The organism is Stenotrophomonas mexicanensis (assembly GCF_032911605.1).
In the GTDB taxonomy this organism is placed as follows: Bacteria; Pseudomonadota; Gammaproteobacteria; order Xanthomonadales; family Xanthomonadaceae; genus Stenotrophomonas; species Stenotrophomonas maltophilia_A.
This window is the reverse complement of sequence record NZ_JAWJTG010000002.1, coordinates 130,422-146,403: the sequence shown is the minus strand read 5'-3', so window position 1 is coordinate 146,403 and position 15,982 is coordinate 130,422. Positions and strand designations below refer to the sequence as shown.

The following is a 15,982-nucleotide window of genomic DNA, read 5'->3' as shown; positions in this document are numbered from 1 at the left end:
GCCAACCCGCTCCGACATGAACACTGTTTCCCGCGCCGACCGTCGCCTTCCGGTCACCGTGCTGTCCGGCTTCCTTGGGGCCGGCAAGACCACCCTGCTCAACCAGATCCTGCGCAACCGCGAGGGCCTGCGCGTGGCGGTCATCGTCAACGACATGAGTGAGGTCAACATCGATGCGCAGCTGGTGCGCGAAGGTGGCGCCGAGCTGCGCCGCACTGAAGAGACGCTGGTGGAGTTCAGCAACGGCTGCATCTGCTGCACGCTGCGCGACGACCTGCTGCAGGAAGTGCAGCGCCTGGCCGAGGCCGGCCGCTATGACTATCTGTTGATCGAGTCGACGGGCATCGGTGAGCCGATGCCGGTGGCGGCCACGTTCGCGGTGCGCGACGAGCACGGCTTCAGCCTGAGTGACATCGCGCGGCTGGACACGATGGTGACGGTGGTCGACGGCAGCGCGTTCCTTGCCGACTTCGGTTCGACCCTGCGCCTGGCCGAGCGCGGCCAGCAGGCCGGGCCGGATGACGACCGAGGAGTGGTCGATCTGCTGTGCGAGCAGGTGGAGTTCGCCGACGTGATCGTGGTCAGCAAGGTCGACCAGGTGGACGACGAGGTGCTGCAGGACACGCTGGCGGTACTGCGTGGCTTGAACCGGGATGCGAAGCTGCTGCTGTCCAGCTTCGGTGATGTGCCGTTGGCCGAGCTGCTGGATACCGGCCGCTTCGACATGGAGCGTGCGCAACGCGCGCCGGGCTGGGTCAAGGAACTGCGGGGCGAGCACACACCGGAAACCGAAGAGTACGGCATCGGCAGCTTCGTCTACCGTTCGCGGCGTCCGTTCCACCCCGCGCGATTCGCCCGCGCGCTGCAGTCGGGCATGCCCGGCGTGATCCGCAGCAAGGGCTGGTTCTGGCTGGCCAACCGCATGGATTGGGTAGGCGAGTTGAACACCGTGGGCGCGGCGACGCGGACGCAGGCGGCGGGCTTCTGGTATGCCGCGCGCGACCGCGTGCGTGCCGGTCTGGAAGACACTGCGCCGTTGTTGCCGCCGACACCGCTGCCTTACAGCGACCTCGGCTGGGCGCGGCAGCAGGCCGATTGCTGGAGCGCACCGTTGCCGGGGCTGGAAGAGTTTCCGGATGCAGCCGCGCACACGGCGATGCAGCGGCTGTGGCACCCATTGTGGGGTGATCGGCGCCAGGAGCTGGTGGTGATTGGTGTGCACATGGATGAGCGTGCGGTGCGCGCGGAGCTGGATGCGTGCCTGCTCAATGACCAGGAGCTGCGGGCGGGGCCTCTGCTGTGGCAGCAGATGCCACAGGCGTTCCCGGTGTGGAAGCGCTGATGGTGCATTGAGGTTTCTTGGGCTGCCGGCCAGCGGCCGGCACTACCCCGGGTCGATACGCCATGCGTGGATGGCCGACATGGTGGAGTCGAGCTTGGCTCGACTCTACAGAAGCGAATCCACGCATGGCGTGGATCTACAAGGCGTCACGCCACTGCCAGCTCTCGGTGCTCACCTGCAGCACCTGGGTCGGCCGCAACGCCTGCAGCAGGTGCCGGTCGTGACTGACCATCACCAGCGCGCCTGGCCATGCCGCAAGCAGTTCCTCCAACGCCTGCAATGCGCTCAGATCCAGTGCATTACCCGGCTCATCCAGCAGCAACAGCTGCGGCGCGGGATCGGCATAGAGCACGCTGGCCAGTGCGCCCTTCACCCGTTCGCCATCGCTGAGGCTGCGGGCGGGACGCTGGATGCGCTGCGCATCCAGTCCCAGCAGCGCGAGCCGGGTGCGCAGATCGCCCGGGTCCGCACCCGGATTGGCCACCTGCACGCTATCGAGGATGCTGCGCTCGCCGGACAATCCCAGCAGCTGCTGGTCGAGCAGGGCCAGTGGCGCATGCCGTTGCACGATGCCGCTGCGTGCAGGCAGCTGGCCGGCCAACACACGCAGCAGGGTCGATTTCCCGCTGCCGTTGTCACCGACCACGGCAATGCGCTGGCCGCGGCGGATCTCCAGCTGCAACGGGGCACTGCAGCCATGTGGCAGCACCAGCGCCTCGGCCTGTAGCAGGCGCGTGCTGCCACGGTCACCCGCACCGGCGAACAGTGCCAGTTCCGGCGCCGCGTGCACCGCCGATGCCGCTGCGCGCAGATGCTCTGCGCTGGCCTGCAGGCGTTCGGACTGCACCTGCTGCGCGCGCCCATGACTGGCTTCGGCACGCTGCTTCTGGCGGCCAAGCAGGATCGGTGCCTGGTTGGCCTGCTTTGCATCACGGTTGCCACGTGCCTGGCGTTGCTGCTGGCGCTCGTGCTGTTCGCGTGCACTGCGTTGCTGCTGCCGATGCTGCGCACGTGCATGGTCAAGCTGGGCGGCGGCGGCTTCACGTTCGGCGGCGCGCACTTCGGCATAGTGCTGCCACGCGCCGCCATAGCGATGCAGGCCACGCCCATCAAGTTCGACAATTTGCTGCATGCGGCCCAGCAACTCGCGATCATGACTGATCACCAGCAGGCCACCGCGCCACTGCTGCAACTGTTCGTACAGCTGTTGGCGATGGCGTGCGTCGAGGTGGTTACTGGGTTCGTCCAGGATCAGCCAGTCGGCACTGCTGGCCCAGGCGCCGGACAGCGCCACCTGCATGGCCTGGCCGCCACTGAGGCGCGCAGCAGGCTGGGCGTGATCGAGATCATCGGGCAAGCCCAGCGCCTGCCACTGCTGCTGCAGGCGTTCGCGTAGGTCCCAGCGCTCGCCTAGGCAGGTGAAGTCGGCCTCATCGACGCTGCCGGCTTCGATGCGTGCGAGCGCGGACAGGGCTTCACCCACACCGGCCAACTCACCGACGGTACCGGTAGGTGGATAGCCCGGTGTGGGCAACAGGAACACGCGGCCACTGCCACGCACCTGGCCACTGTCGGGCAGCAGCCGGCCGGCCAGCAGGCGTGCGAGCACGCTTTTGCCAGCGCCATTGGCACCGACCAGGCCGGTAGCAACCGGTTCGAAGGAAAACGTCAGATCGGAAAACAGCATACGGCCGTCGGCCAATCGATACGACACGCGATCGAGCGTGAGGGAATACGGGGTCATGCGACCTCCATGGATGCCGGGTTCTCCCCTGCGCGCAGGGGCGGGAAGAGTCAGGCCGTCTGTTGTGAAGACGGCGGCATCAATGGCGCATTGGTCGCGAGCCTCTGGGAGGAATGAGCGGCCAGTATAGCGGGGTTGGCTGAATGGTTTGATGGCGCGACTCTACAAAGGCATCCACGCATGGCGTGGATCTACTGTGGGCCGGGCATGGGGTGGATCGATCTCCTACGGCACGGTTTCCAGGCGCGCGCTGACGAAGTCGATGAATACCCGCAGCTTCGGAAGCACGTGGCGGCCGGAGGGCCACAGCAGGTGGAAGATGCCGCAGGAGTGCACATGCTCGTCGAGCACGGTCAGCAGGTGTCCATCGGCCAGTGCATCGCGCACCGAGTGCACCGGCACGAAAGCCAGGCCGATATCGCGCAATGCAAGCGCTACCCGCGCTTCGATGGTATTGGCCACCATGTGTACCGGCAGTTCCTGCGGTGTTTCATGGTCGGGCCAGTGGATCGGCCACAGTTCCAGCTTGCCGGTGCTGGGGAAGCGATAGTGCAGCAGCGTGTGCTGCATCAGATCGGCCGGCGTGCGCGGCGTGCCGCGCCGCTGCAGGTACGCCGGCGAGGCGACGATGCGGCGTGGGAACACGCCCAGGCGTCGAGCGTTCATGCGTGAGTCGCTGGGCTCGCCGACGCGCAGCACGGCATCGAAACCCTCCTCGATGACATCGACCAGGCGGTCGCAGAAATCGAGGTCGAGGCGGATGTCCGGATACGCGGTCATGAACTCGGCCATCAGCGGCAGGGTGAGATCGCCCACCAGCGGCAGGCTGATGCGCAGCGTGCCACTCGGTGCGGCATGCGGTTGCGCCAGCTCGGTGCGTGCGGCATCGCGTTCGTCGAGGATGCGCCGGCAGCGTGCCAGGAACAGCTGGCCCTCGGCGGTGAGGGTGATGCTGCGCGTGCTGCGGTGGAACAGGCGCACGCCCAGTGCCTGTTCCAGCCGGGCAACGCATTTGCCGGCGGCCGAGGCCGAGATGCCCTGCAGGCGCCCGGTCTCGACGAAGCTGCGGGTGTCGGCCGCGTGCACGAAGGTCTGCAGATTGGCGAGGTTGTCCAGGACTGACATGGGCGTGCGGGCAATGAAAGCGGCAGGGTAGGTCGGCGCGGCCGTGGCGGACGGCTCCGCCATCGCAACACTGTGGTGCGAAGTGGTGTGGAGCCCGTTGCGGCCTTGCAGTTCCGGCCATCATGCCGATTGCGGACTGCACGGTCCATGATGCCCGGAGCGGCAACCGGCTTTTTGCACGAGAGCGTGGTGCCTAACGTGGCGGGCCTCTCCCCACGGATCACCGCGATGAACGCTGTTCCTTCCCTTGCACCTGCGCCGACGCTGCCGTCGGTGCAGCGGCTGCTGCAGCAGGTCCACCCACAGCGCCTGGTCGGTACGGTAGTGCTGGTGCGCGAGCACGGTGTGCTGCGCCACGCCAGCGCGACCGGGCTGGCCGATCGCGAGTCGGCCACGCCGATGCTGCGCGACCAGTTGTTCCGGCTGGCATCGGTCAGCAAGCCGCTGTTGACCACGGTGATCCTGCGCCTGGTAGCCGAAGGCGTGCTGGACCTGGATGCGCCGGTACAGCGCTGGCTGCCGGACTTCCGCCCGGCGCTGGCCGATGGCAGGACGCCGCCGATCAGCCTGCGCCAACTGCTCAGCCATAGCAGCGGGCTGGGTTACCGCTTCCTCGAAGCCGATGCGGATGGCCCGTACGCACAGGCCGGCGTCAGCGATGGCATGGATGCGAATCCGCTGACGCTGACCGACAACGTGCATCGCATCGCGCAGGCGCCGCTGCTGTTCGCGCCGGGCAGCCAATGGTTGTACTCGTTGGGCGTGGACGTCGCGGGCGCCGTGGCTGAAGCCGCGACCGGTGAAACGCTGCAGGCATTGTTCGCACGCCTGTTGGCCACGCCGCTGGGCCTGCGCGATACCGCGTTTGCCATCGACGATGCCGCACGGCTGGCCACGCCCTATGTCACCGACGCGCCGCAGCCGCATCGTCTGCAGGAAGGCGAGGTGGTCGCTCCATTCGAGGGTACCGTCGGCATCGAGTACAGCCTCGCGCGCGCCACCGATGCCAGCCGTTTTCCTTCGGCCGGTGCTGGACTGATTGGCAGCGCCGACGAGGTGATGGCGGTGTTGGAGGCCTTGCGCGATGTGCAAGCTTCGAATCTGTTGCCGCCCGCGCTGGTGGCGGCGATGGCCAGCCCGCAGGTGGGCGAGCAGGGGCCGCCGGAACCGGCCGGCTGGGGCTTCGGGTTGGGCTTTGCGGTGCTGCGCGATGCCGCCGCCAGTGGCACGCCGCAGAGCGAAGGCACCTGGCGCTGGGGCGGTGCCTACGGCCATAGCTGGTTTGTCGATCCTGCGCGTGGGCTGAGCGTGGTGGCGCTGACCAACACCCTGTACGAAGGCATGGATGGCGCCTTCGTCGATGAACTGCGTGACGCCGTCTATGCCGATCTGGAGGCTGCACGATGAGCGGCCATGCCATTGATGCGGCGAGTCCTGCCGGCGAAGCTACACACCTGCCGTGGGCCGGCCTGCTGGCGCTTGCAGGTGGCGGCTTCATCACCCTGCTGACCGAGACCCTGCCCGCCGGTGTACTGCGGCCGATGGGCGAGAGCCTGGGCGTGAGTGATGCGGCGGTGGGCCAGCTGGTCAGCGTGTACGCGCTGGGATCGGTGATGGCCGCACTGCCGATGACCGCGTTGACCCAGCGCCTGCCGCGACGCCCCTTGTTGCTGGCCGCCATTGCCGGCTTCGTGGTGGTCAACACGCTGACCGCCGTGAGCAGCAGCTATCCGCTGATCCTTGCCGCGCGTTTCCTGGCCGGTGTGAGTGGTGGCCTGCTGTGGTCGCTGGTGGCCGGCTACGCGGCGCGCATGGTGGTGCCGTCGCTGCAGGGCCGGGCAATTGCGGTGGCGATGGTTGGATCGCCGTTGGCGCTGTCGCTGGGCGTACCGGCGGGCACGTTGCTGGGCCAGCAGATCGGCTGGCGCTGGGCGTTCGCGTTGATGAGCGTGCTGGGGGTCGGCCTGCTGGCGTACGCGCGCTGGGCATTGCCGGCGTTACCGGCGGCCGCGGCCGGTCAGCGCACGTCGTTGGGTACGGTGTGGCGCATGCCCGGCGTGCGCAGCGCGTTGGCGGTAATGGTGCTGTACGTGCTGGCGCACAACGTGCTGTACACCTACATCGAACCGCTGGCGGTGGAGGCCGGCGCCGGCCGGTGGCTGGACCGCCTGCTGCTGGCCTTCGGCGTGGCTGCCATCGTTGGTATCGGCATTGCCGGTTGGGGCGTGGACCGTCATCTGCGCACGCTGGTGTGGGCGGCCGTGATCGGTTTCATTCTTCCGGTGTTGGCCCTGCTGTTGTGGCCAGGACAGGCCACACCGCTGCTGCTGGCAACGATCCTGTGGGGCGTGGCGTTCGGGTCGGTTGCGACCCTGTTCCAGACCGCGCTCGCACGCCGTGCCGGTGCTGCCGCCGACCTGGCGCAGTCGATGCTGGTGACCGGTTGGAACCTGGCGATTGCCGCCGGTGGCGTAGCAGGCGGTGTGCTGCTGCAGGCCAGTGGCCCGAGCCAGCTGGGATGGTTGCCGTTGCTGCTGCTGGCGGTGACCGTGGTGTGGCTGCTGACACGGCCGAAGGCCTGGGCGTAGGCGCAGACCAGACGTTACCGAGGTGCCGGCCAGTGGCCGGCACTAACGTGGTCCACGCCATCCACGCATGGCGTGGATCCACCGAGCGCAGCGACCCGCGTTTGCTTTTGCTTTCTTCTGTTGATTCCGTGGTGGGACGCCGCCGCAATGTGTCCGTGGCCGGGTGGGTGGGTTGCGCAGGGGCGTGAGCCGCATGGATGCGGCGACCGAGCTTACATGGACGTACTTGCAGCGCCCCCTGCGCGACCCATCCACCCGGCCCCAACTGATGGATCCACTGGGCGCGACCCACCACGAGGGGCTCCGCCGTTGGCCGTCCTACTCGATCCCCTCACGCTCGATCGGCACGCTGCGCGGATTCTGCATGTGCTCCCGCGCCGCGCCATAGCGCTGCTGCCGCTTGTGATGGAACACCACGAACTCATCCCGCGGCAGCGGCCGCGAGAACAGCCAACCCTGCGCGAACTCGACCTTCCGGGTATGCAGATACGCCAGCTGTGCCTCGGTCTCCACGCCCTCGGCCACCACCCACAGGCCCAGCTCCTTGGCCATGTCGATGATGTGCGGGGTTACCGGGCTGGTGGCGCTCTCGGTGTCGATCGCATCGATGAATGATTTGTCGATCTTCAACGCGTCCAGCGGCAGCTGTTCCAGGTACTGCAGGCTGGAGAAGCCGACGCCGAAATCGTCAATGGCCACGCTGTGCCCGGCCCGACGCGCCTGCGCCAGCATCGTGCGGGCGCGGTCCAGATCCAGGAAGCCGCGCTCGGTGGCCTCCATCCAGATCTGCTGCGGCAGGATGCCGCTGCCGGCCATGTGCTTGGAGATCATCTTCAGCGCACGGCCGCTGCTGATATCTTCGGCGGCCAGGTTGATCGCGATGTGCGCGCTGCGGTCGGCCACCAGAAGTTCACGCATGTCGCGCACCACGTTCTCGATCACCAGATCGGTGACCGCGCCGATCATGCCGGCCTCTTCGGCCAGCGGAATGAACAGGTCCGGCCGCACCTGGGTGCCATCCGGGCGCTGCCAGCGCACCAGCGCTTCGGCGCCGACGCAGATGCCGGTATCCAGCTCGATGATCGGCTGGTAGTGCAGGTACAGCTCGCGGCGGCGGATCGCTGTGGCCAGCTCGCCGCGCAGGGACAGGCGGCGGCGCGACAGCCAGATCACCAGGCCGGCACCGGCAGCGGCCAGCAGAACGCCGATCGGCACGAACAGCCACGCCTGCTGGCGGAAGGTCGCGGCAAGCGCGGTACGCGGCATGGTCGCGATCGCCAACCACTCTTCGTTGCGGGCGGTGGCATACAGGGTGTGGTGGTCCAGGCCTTCATCGGGGGCGCGCAGCAGGGTCTCCAGCAATGCCGGATCCATGCCGTCCTGCCTGGCCAGGAGACGCCCATCGGGGCTGGCCAGGGCAAGGCGCACGTTCGGGTCGGCGATGACATCGACGAAGCGGCGCGGATCGACCAGCACGTCGTAGTTGCCGTACAGGAACGACAGGACCTGGCGCCGTCCGCTGGCCTCGGGGCGCACATCCACGGCGATGCCGGCGCCATCACTGGTGACGTGGTCGGCCTTGGGCTGGTTGACGTCGGACAGGAACGGCCCCCACGACGTACAGCGCAGCTTGCCACCCTCGAAGTAGCCCATCTGGTCGACCGACGGCGAGGTCATCACCAGCGTCTGCATGCGCCGGATATGCTCGGGCCCGCAGGCGTCGTGGGCGCCGACCTCGGCCGACTGCAGTGCCGCCAGCGCTTCCTGGTAGGACTGGTCGGCGCGGCGCAGGGCGCGACCGGCGATGTCGCGCAGCCGCTGCTGCTCGACGCTGACTGCACGGTCCCAGGTGGCATAGGCCATCACCGCGATCGGCACGGCCGCGGCCAGCAGCGCCAGCGCGGTGCCACCAATGATCACGCGCAGCCGACTCAAGGCCGGAGCTCCAGCGGGGCGGGCAGGGCAGGGCACATGGTCGGGCCGATCCTTGGGCAGGTGCGGCTATCTGAGCATGACGCCGGGCCGGGCGGAATGGGACGAATCCGGTATTCGGTCACAATGTGATGAAAGCGACCATGATTGTCGCAATCGGGCCGTCCAGCGCTGGCGCTCCGGGCCGGGGAGGACTAACGTCGAACGCTTCGCCCGCCCCAGTGCACGCCCATGACCGAGCCCGCAACGCCCCCCGAGCACCTGCGCCGCAGCCTGTCCAACCGCCACCTGCAGCTGATCGCCATCGGCGGTGCCATCGGCACCGGCCTGTTCATGGGCTCGGGCAAGACCATCAGCCTGGCCGGCCCGTCCATCGTCTTCGTCTACCTGATCATCGGCGCGATGCTGTTCTTCGTGATGCGCGCGATGGGCGAGCTGCTGCTGTCCAACCTGCAGTACAAATCCTTCATCGATTTCTCCACCGATCTGCTCGGTCCCTGGGCCGGCTTCTTCTGTGGATGGACGTACTGGTTCTGCTGGATCGTTACCGCCATCGCCGACGTGATCGCGATTGCCGCCTACGCGCAGTTCTGGTTCCCTGGCCTAGATGCGTGGATACCGGCACTGGCCTGCGTGCTGCTCTTGCTGGCACTGAACCTGGTGACGGTGAAGCTGTTCGGCGAGATGGAATTCTGGTTCGCGCTGATCAAGATCGTGGCGATCTGTGCACTGATCATCACCGGCGCCGGGCTGGTGGCGTGGGGCTTCACCTCGCCCAGTGGCCACACCGCGTCGTTGTCGAACCTGTGGAATGACGGCGGCATGTTCCCGATGGGCCTGGTCGGTTTCTTCGCCGGTTTCCAGATCGCGGTGTTCGCTTTCGTCGGCATCGAGCTGGTAGGTACCACCGCCGCTGAAACCGCAGACCCCGAGCGCAACCTGCCGAAGGCGATCAACTCGATCCCGGTGCGCATCATCATCTTCTACGTGCTGGCGCTGATCGCGATCATGGCGGTCACCCCGTGGCGCCAGGTCGTGCCGGACAAGAGCCCGTTCGTGCAGCTGTTCGTGCTGGCCGGCATTCCCGCCGCGGCCAGCCTGATCAACTTCGTGGTGCTGACCTCGGCCACGTCCTCGGCCAACAGCGGCATCTTCTCTACCAGCCGCATGCTGTACGGTCTGGCCGAAGAGGGCCACGCACCGCGCGGGTTGTCGAAGTTGTCACGCGCCGCAGTGCCCGCCCGTGGCCTGCTGTTCTCGTGCCTGTGCCTGCTGGGCGGCACGTTGCTGATCTACCTGATCCCGAACCTGGTGACCGCCTTCACCCTGGTGACGACGCTGGCCACCGTGCTCTTCATCTTCGTCTGGTCGCTGATCCTGGTGGCCTACATGGCCTACCGCCGCCGCTACCCGGAACGCCACGCCGCCTCGATCTTCAAGATGCCCGGCGGCGTCGCCATGTGCTGGGCCTGCCTGGTGTTCTTCGCCGCCGTGCTGGTGCTGCTGAGCCTGCAGGCCGACACCCGCCAGGCGCTGGTCGCCAGCCCGGTGTGGTTCGTGCTGTTGGGCGTGGGGTACTGGGTGCGGCGGAGGACCGCGAAGTAACCCAGCATTTGCGTTCCATCGATTGATCCAGAGATCTCTCTGGAGTGGGGTCAGAGACCGTTGCGCAGCAACGGGATCCGACCCCCGCAGGAAATCGGCCGTTGCCGTTGCTGTTGAGGTTGCCGGCCAGCGGCCAGCACTACCACGGGTGCAGGCCGCAGCCCTGCCGACCCCCATTCACCCAACATTAGCGGGCGCGGCCGGATGATCCGGCCGCCATGTCCCGTCGCCCTCTCCTGCTTGCGCTGTTGCTGCTGCCCAGCCTGTGGCCCGGGCTGGCCGCCGCGCGCACCGTCTACCGCTGCGTGCAGGGCAACACCGTCAGCCTGGCCACCGCGCCGGAACCCGGTTCACGCTGCACCCCGAAGGAAATCGACGACAACGCCATCCAGACCCCGAATCTGTGGGGCAACATGGGCGTGTTCAGCGGCGTGCTGTACGAGCGCGAGCAGGATGGCGCGCTGGTCTACTCCACCCGCAACCTGCCCGGCTCGCGGGTGTTCCTGAAGTTCACCATGGCCACGCCGCCGGGTGAGCCTGCCCACGAAGGCCTGGGCAAGGTGGGCAAGCCGCAGCTGGCGCAGCATGCCAAACAGTTCAAGGCCGCCGCCAAGGCCACCGGCGTGGATGATGCGTGGCTGCGCGCGATCGCCCATGCCGAAAGCAACTTCGATGCGCTGGCGGTGTCCAGCAAAGGCGCACAGGGCGTGATGCAGTTGATGCCGGACACCGCGCAGGAGTACGGGGTGAATGATCCGTTCTCGCCGCAGCAGTCGATCGATGGCGGCGCCCGCTACATGCGCGCGTTGCTGCGTCGCTACAACGGTGATCGGCCGCTGGCAGCGGCCGCTTACAACGCCGGCATCGGCGCGGTCACCCGCTACAAGGGCGTGCCGCCCTATGCCGAAACCCTGGCCTATGTGGACAAGGTGATGGTCCTGTACGCACGCTACCGCGAGGCGATGGGCATCCGTACCGAGGTGCCGGCGCGCTAGGCGGGTGGTGCTGCACGCACGTGGTTCTACATGGGAGCTTGCTCAGCGCGAGGTGGAGGTGCTGACCAGTTCGTAGCGTTCGATGCGGCCCAGGCGGGCAACCTCGGCCTGCACGTCGGCGCGCTGCTTCAGCGCACGCCAGGCCGCATCGATCTTCACGTCACCGGGCAGCGACGGATAGGTGCGCATGTCCTGCAGGCTGGCCAGCGTTTCACCGCGTTCAACGGGTGAGCGCAACTGTTCGATCAGCACGGCAGCTGCGCCGTCGAGATTGCCCTCGTCCAGCAGCATCTCGCGCTGGAACAGGCGCGCGTCATCGCCCTGGGCCAGGATCGCTGCACGCGCGGCCTGTTCGGCCTTGGCATCGCCACGTTCACGGGCGGCAACGAACTGCAGCAGTGCCTGGGCCGCCTTGCCGTAACCGGCCAGGCCCGGCATCTCATTCACTGCCGTGGCGGCATCCTGCATGCGGCCCAGCGAACTGAACACGAAGCCGACGTTGAACTGGTGCTCGGCACCATCGGGGCCCAGTGCACCGATGCGTGCGGCCAGCTTGGCTGCCGCCAGCGCATCCTCGTTGCGGCCCAGCCGGCGCAGCGCGGTGAGCCGGCTGTTGAGCAGCCATGCCACCCATTCGGCTTCCGCCGCCGAAGGCGCCTCGCCTTCGGCGGCCGCAGCGGCCATGCCATCGGTCAGCGCCAGCACTTCCTCGTTGCGGTCCAGCATCAGCAGCGTGCTGCTGAACTCGGCCATGCGCGCGTCCAGCGCCCGGTCGAGCAGGCCGGAAACCCGTAGTTCGTCGAGGTGCTTCTGTGCAGCCTGCACGGGATCAAAGCGCGGGTTGGCGCGGTCGACATAGGGATCGAAGCGCTTGTCACTGCGCAGCCGGATGATTTCGGCGGGCGCGGAGATGCGGGCCAGGGTCGCGGGGATGGCCTCGCCACGGCCGTTGTCGGCCTGCAGCGTGGCCAGTGCCAGCCACAGTCCGGTGGGTTCCAGACCGCCGCTCTTCCAGCCGTTGTCGAACAGTGCCTGCAGCAGTTCCATACGCTGCTGCGGCTGGTCCCGCAGGCGGAACTGCAGGTAGTTGATCGCGTGGTGGTCCACCGGCAACGGTGCGTCGGCATGCTTCAGCGCCTGCACCAGGTGCTTGGTGGCAGGCGCCGGTTGGTTCTCGGACAGTTCCACCGAGACCAGGGTCAGCAGGATCTGCGCATCGTCCGGCAGTGCCTCCTGCGCGCGCTGCAGATAGCGGCGAGCCTGGTCCGGCTTCTTCTGCACCATCGCGGTCCAGCCGGCCACCTGCGCGGCGCGGCCGCGATGTTCAGCATCGAAGTCATCCAGCATCGGATCTTCCATCAGCCGTTCCATCGCGATCAGTGCGCCCAGCGTGTTGCCACTGCGTGACTGCTGGATCGCCTCATCCCATCGCGTGGCATAGGCCTGGTGCATCGCATCGGCGGTGACTGACGGCTTCTGTGGTGCCACCGAGATCGAGGCGGAGGCCGGCGTGCTGGCCAGTGCGGCCACCAGCAGGGCGGCGAGGGGGAAGATGCGGGGCATGGAGGATCTCCATCCGTGGGAAGAGCATTGAACCCGCTGTAGCCAGGGAGAACAAGCGCGACGCATGGAACTCTGGTATCCGGCAGTACGTTTGGCCGTGGCGGATCCTGCGTTCAGCGTCTATTGTCGGTGTCTCTTCAGACAGCAGGCAGGCAGCGCAGCACGATGGCACGGTGGCAATGGATGGCGGCAGGCGTAGCGTTGGCGACCGTAGTGGCACTGGCCGCGACCTGGTGGGAGACGCCGCTGCATACGCCGGCTGAACCGGCAGGTCCGGTTCCAACGCCGCTGGCGTGGACCGCGCAGATCGAGCCGCTGGCCGGCGATGGCCACCCGGGTGACCGCGATGGCGCGTCCGCGCAGGCGCGTTTCGCCGATCCGTACGCGTTGCTGCGCAGTGCCGATGGCAGCGTCTATTTCACCGATGCCGGTGACAACAACCGGATCCGTCGCCGACTTCCCGATGGCCGCGTCGAAACGGTGGCCGGGCAGGGCGAGGGGCGTATCGATGGCCCTGCACTGCAGGCCAGTTTCAATACGCCCTCGGGCATCGCCGCCGACGCGCAGGGCAACCTGTATGTGGCCGACACCGGCAACCACGCGATCCGCCGTATCGGCACCGATGGCCAGGTGACCACGCTGGCCGGTGGCGAACAGGGCTACGCCGATGGCCCTGCCGCGCAGGCGCGCTTCGATGCACCGATGGGCATCGCGGTGGACGCGCAGGGCCAGGTCTATGTGGCCGACACCTTCAACGACCGCATCCGGGTGATCGGTACCGACGGCAACGTGCGTACCCTGGCCGGCGGCGAGCGCCCGGGGCTGGCCGATGGCCTGGGCGCCGCGGCGCGCTTCGATACCCCGGTGGCGCTGGCCTTCGATGCGCACGGCGCGTTGCTGGTGGCCGACCTGTTCAACAACGCGGTGCGTCGGGTCGGTGCCGACGGCACGGTCAGCACGCTGCTGGGCGATGGCGGCGTGATCAATGGGCCGCTGTCGCTGGCCACCACGCACGACGGCGTGCTGTACGTGGGTGACCTTGATGGACGCATCGTGCAGGTGACGCCGCAGGGCCACCAGATCGCGCTGGTGGGCAACGGCCGCCTGCCGCGCCTGGCCCGCCCCAGTGGCCTGGCGATGGATGCCGATGGCAGCGTGCTGGTGGCCGATTCTGCCAGCTATCGCCTGCACCGCCTGCGCCCGCTGCCGGTGGGTGACCTGCCGGCACCGGCGCTGGTCGGGCCCGCTGCCGATGCAGCATTGCCGGACACCGGTGGGCGCTGGCCATTGGCACCCCAGGATGGCTGGCATGAAGTGGTCGGCACGCTGGGCGAGGTGCGCGGCAACTTCAAGGGCGAGAGCCGCCACCACCTGCACGGCGGTTTCGATGTGCGCGGCGATGTCGGCCAGACCGTGCTGGCGATCGCCGATGGCAAGATCAGCAGCCCGGTAGCGGCGTGGAGCCTGGGTGGGCAGGCCGAGGGCCTGGTCGTGGACCGCCTCAAGTACATCCACATGCGGGTCGGCCGCACACCGCGCGACCAGCCGTTCGATGCGCGCTGGCAGGCGCTGTACGACGAACAGGGCAAGCTGGAGCGGATGCGGGTGCGTCGCGGCACGCGCATCCACGTCGGCGATCGCCTGGGCAGCATCAACAACCAGGCGCACGTGCACCTGGCGGTGGGCACCGGCGGCTTCGAAACCAACGCCGTGGCGCTGGGCTTCCACAACTACGCCGACCACTTCGCACCGCGCATCACCGATGTGGCGCTGCTGGACGACAACGACCAACCGCTGGCGGCGGGCAGCGACGGCGTGGTGATGCTGGCGCGGCAGGGACGTGGCGTGCAGATCGTGGTCGAGGCCTGGGACCAGGTTGATAACAACCTGCCGCGGCGCCGGCTGGGCATGTACCAGGTGGGCTACCAGATCCTCGATGCTGCCGGGCAGCCGCTGCAGGGCTATGAGCAGCCGCGCTGGAACATCGTGTTCAACCGCATGCCGCCGCAGACCGAAGCGGTGCGCGTGGCCTACGCACCGGACAGCGGCATCACCGTGCATGGCAGCGCGGTGACCCGTTTCCGCTACCTGGCGACCAACACCGTGCGCGATGGCCTGATGGAAACCGGCCGCTGGCAGCCGGCAGCGCTCCCGCCGGGCGAGTACGTCGTGCGTGCCAGCGTGCGCGACTACAGCGGCAACGAAGGCGTGGGCCCGCGCGAGATCAGAGTACGGTTGCTGCCATAGCCGCAGCCGGGGCGCCGCAGCGTTCGCGCTCGGCGTCCATGTCTTCCAGCGGCCGCACCTCGATGCTGCCGAAGCGTGCCCACGGGAAATCGCGGGCGATGCGCATGGCTTCGTCGCGGTCGCGGGCGACGATCAGGTTGAAGCCGGCCAGCAGTTCGCGGGTTTCGGCGAACGGGCCATCCAATACACGGCTGTGGCCATCGCGCACGCGCAGGGTCTGCGCGGTGTCGACCGGCTGCAGCTTCTGCGCGGCCAGCAGAGTGCCTTCCGCCTGCAGTTTGTCGGCGTGGGCGAGGCAGTCGCGCATCAGCGCGTTGAATTCTTCGGTGGGTAGGGCCTGCAGCAGGGCAGGCTCGATGTAGATCAGAAGCAGGTACTGCTGCATGGCACGGTCCTGGCGGGGGCGGGGTGTCCATGATGGCGCAGGTTTGCCTGCCGGCATGCTGCAGCGCGAAAAGCCGCCTGCGGCGGGCGATCGGCGAACGGCGGAGCCCCTCCGTGGTGGGGTGGGTTGGTCGCTGAAAGCTCGGGTTCTTGGATTTGGCCGGGTGGGGAGGCAGGGCAGGGGGCGCTGCAAGTACGTCCATGTAAGCTCGGTCGCCGCATCCATGCGGCTCACGCCCCTGCCCTGCCTCCCCACCCGGCCTTGGACAGATCTCTGCGGCTGACCCACCACGGGAGATCAACAACAAGAGCAAAAGCGGGTCGCTCCGCTCGCAAAGCCGAGGTCGCCAGCCACCCGCTGTTGCTGTTGCTTCTGCCTTTTTTCTTGATCTTCCCGTGGTGGTTCGGCCACCGGAATCTGTCTGGGGCCGGGCGGGTGGGGTTGGCGGGGTATCCG

At 67.8% G+C, this 15,982-nt stretch carries 11 protein-coding genes; 6 read left to right on the top strand and 5 right to left on the bottom strand.

Going from position 1 to position 15,982, the window contains the following annotated elements:
• Window positions 1-16: 16 nt before the first annotated feature.
• Window positions 17-1,342 carry a GTP-binding protein gene (locus R1L06_RS02340; protein ID WP_197585363.1) on the top strand — a complete coding sequence of 442 codons (1,326 nt, stop codon included), beginning with the start codon at window positions 17-19 and terminating at the stop codon, window positions 1,340-1,342.
• Window positions 1,343-1,478: 136 nt separating this feature from the next.
• Here R1L06_RS02340 and R1L06_RS02335 read toward each other — a convergent pair whose 3' ends face one another.
• Both R1L06_RS02335 and R1L06_RS02330 read right to left on the bottom strand, forming a co-directional pair.
• Entirely contained in the window at window positions 1,479-3,086 is a 1,608-nt protein-coding gene (locus R1L06_RS02335; RefSeq protein ID WP_317216823.1) for an ATP-binding cassette domain-containing protein, read from the bottom strand.
• 225 nt (window positions 3,087-3,311) lie between these two features.
• Window positions 3,312-4,211 (bottom strand): LysR family transcriptional regulator, encoded by a 900-nt coding sequence (locus R1L06_RS02330; RefSeq protein ID WP_317216822.1) that lies wholly within the window; start codon window positions 4,209-4,211, stop codon window positions 3,312-3,314.
• A 228-nt stretch (window positions 4,212-4,439) separates the two neighbouring features.
• Here R1L06_RS02330 and R1L06_RS02325 point away from each other — a divergent pair, with 228 nt between their 5' ends.
• Both R1L06_RS02325 and R1L06_RS02320 read left to right on the top strand, forming a co-directional pair.
• Entirely contained in the window at window positions 4,440-5,618 is a 1,179-nt protein-coding gene (locus R1L06_RS02325) for a serine hydrolase domain-containing protein (RefSeq protein ID WP_317216821.1), read from the top strand.
• Window positions 5,615-6,799, top strand: coding sequence for an MFS transporter (locus R1L06_RS02320; protein WP_317216820.1), 1,185 nt, complete (start codon window positions 5,615-5,617; stop codon window positions 6,797-6,799). Before R1L06_RS02325 ends, R1L06_RS02320 begins: the two co-directional genes overlap by 4 nt.
• 318 nt (window positions 6,800-7,117) lie before the next feature.
• Here the strand turns inward: R1L06_RS02320 and R1L06_RS02315 are convergent, their stop codons facing one another.
• Window positions 7,118-8,734, bottom strand: coding sequence for an EAL domain-containing protein (locus R1L06_RS02315; protein WP_049461408.1), 1,617 nt, complete (start codon window positions 8,732-8,734; stop codon window positions 7,118-7,120).
• 228 nt (window positions 8,735-8,962) lie between these two features.
• On the opposite strand from R1L06_RS02315, the gene cycA reads away from it, so the two are divergent.
• Window positions 8,963-10,336 carry a D-serine/D-alanine/glycine transporter gene (gene cycA / locus R1L06_RS02310; protein ID WP_049399140.1) on the top strand — a complete coding sequence of 458 codons (1,374 nt, stop codon included), beginning with the start codon at window positions 8,963-8,965 and terminating at the stop codon, window positions 10,334-10,336.
• Window positions 10,337-10,554: 218 nt separating this feature from the next.
• Window positions 10,555-11,331 carry a lytic transglycosylase domain-containing protein gene (locus tag R1L06_RS02305; RefSeq protein WP_317216819.1) on the top strand — a complete coding sequence of 259 codons (777 nt, stop codon included), beginning with the start codon at window positions 10,555-10,557 and terminating at the stop codon, window positions 11,329-11,331.
• Window positions 11,332-11,373: 42 nt separating this feature from the next.
• Here R1L06_RS02305 and R1L06_RS02300 read toward each other — a convergent pair whose 3' ends face one another.
• Window positions 11,374-12,894 (bottom strand): tetratricopeptide repeat protein, encoded by a 1,521-nt coding sequence (locus tag R1L06_RS02300; RefSeq protein ID WP_317216818.1) that lies wholly within the window; start codon window positions 12,892-12,894, stop codon window positions 11,374-11,376.
• A 165-nt stretch (window positions 12,895-13,059) separates the two neighbouring features.
• On the opposite strand from R1L06_RS02300, the gene R1L06_RS02295 reads away from it, so the two are divergent.
• A complete protein-coding gene (locus R1L06_RS02295; RefSeq protein WP_317216817.1) occupies window positions 13,060-15,141 on the top strand; it encodes a gluconolaconase in 2,082 nt (693 codons plus the stop codon).
• On the opposite strand, the gene R1L06_RS02290 is transcribed toward R1L06_RS02295, so the two are convergent.
• A complete protein-coding gene (locus tag R1L06_RS02290; RefSeq protein ID WP_032968393.1) occupies window positions 15,119-15,526 on the bottom strand; it encodes a YciI family protein in 408 nt (135 codons plus the stop codon). The genes R1L06_RS02295 and R1L06_RS02290 overlap by 23 nt on opposite strands.
• Window positions 15,527-15,982 lie beyond the last annotated feature (456 nt).

What these genes read in the sequence shown, in the direction of transcription:
- R1L06_RS02340 (WP_197585363.1), top strand. Translation starts at nt 17, where the DNA reads ATGAACACTGTTTCCCGCGCCGACCGTCGCCTTCCGGTCACCGTGCTG.
- R1L06_RS02335 (WP_317216823.1), bottom strand. Translation starts at nt 3,086, where the DNA reads ATGACCCCGTATTCCCTCACGCTCGATCGCGTGTCGTATCGATTGGCC.
- R1L06_RS02330 (WP_317216822.1), bottom strand. Translation starts at nt 4,211, where the DNA reads ATGTCAGTCCTGGACAACCTCGCCAATCTGCAGACCTTCGTGCACGCG.
- R1L06_RS02325 (WP_317216821.1), top strand. Translation starts at nt 4,440, where the DNA reads ATGAACGCTGTTCCTTCCCTTGCACCTGCGCCGACGCTGCCGTCGGTG.
- R1L06_RS02320 (WP_317216820.1), top strand. Translation starts at nt 5,615, where the DNA reads ATGAGCGGCCATGCCATTGATGCGGCGAGTCCTGCCGGCGAAGCTACA.
- cycA (WP_049399140.1), top strand. Translation starts at nt 8,963, where the DNA reads ATGACCGAGCCCGCAACGCCCCCCGAGCACCTGCGCCGCAGCCTGTCC.
- R1L06_RS02305 (WP_317216819.1), top strand. Translation starts at nt 10,555, where the DNA reads ATGTCCCGTCGCCCTCTCCTGCTTGCGCTGTTGCTGCTGCCCAGCCTG.
- R1L06_RS02300 (WP_317216818.1), bottom strand. Translation starts at nt 12,894, where the DNA reads ATGCCCCGCATCTTCCCCCTCGCCGCCCTGCTGGTGGCCGCACTGGCC.
- R1L06_RS02295 (WP_317216817.1), top strand. Translation starts at nt 13,060, where the DNA reads ATGGCACGGTGGCAATGGATGGCGGCAGGCGTAGCGTTGGCGACCGTA.
- R1L06_RS02290 (WP_032968393.1), bottom strand. Translation starts at nt 15,526, where the DNA reads ATGCAGCAGTACCTGCTTCTGATCTACATCGAGCCTGCCCTGCTGCAG.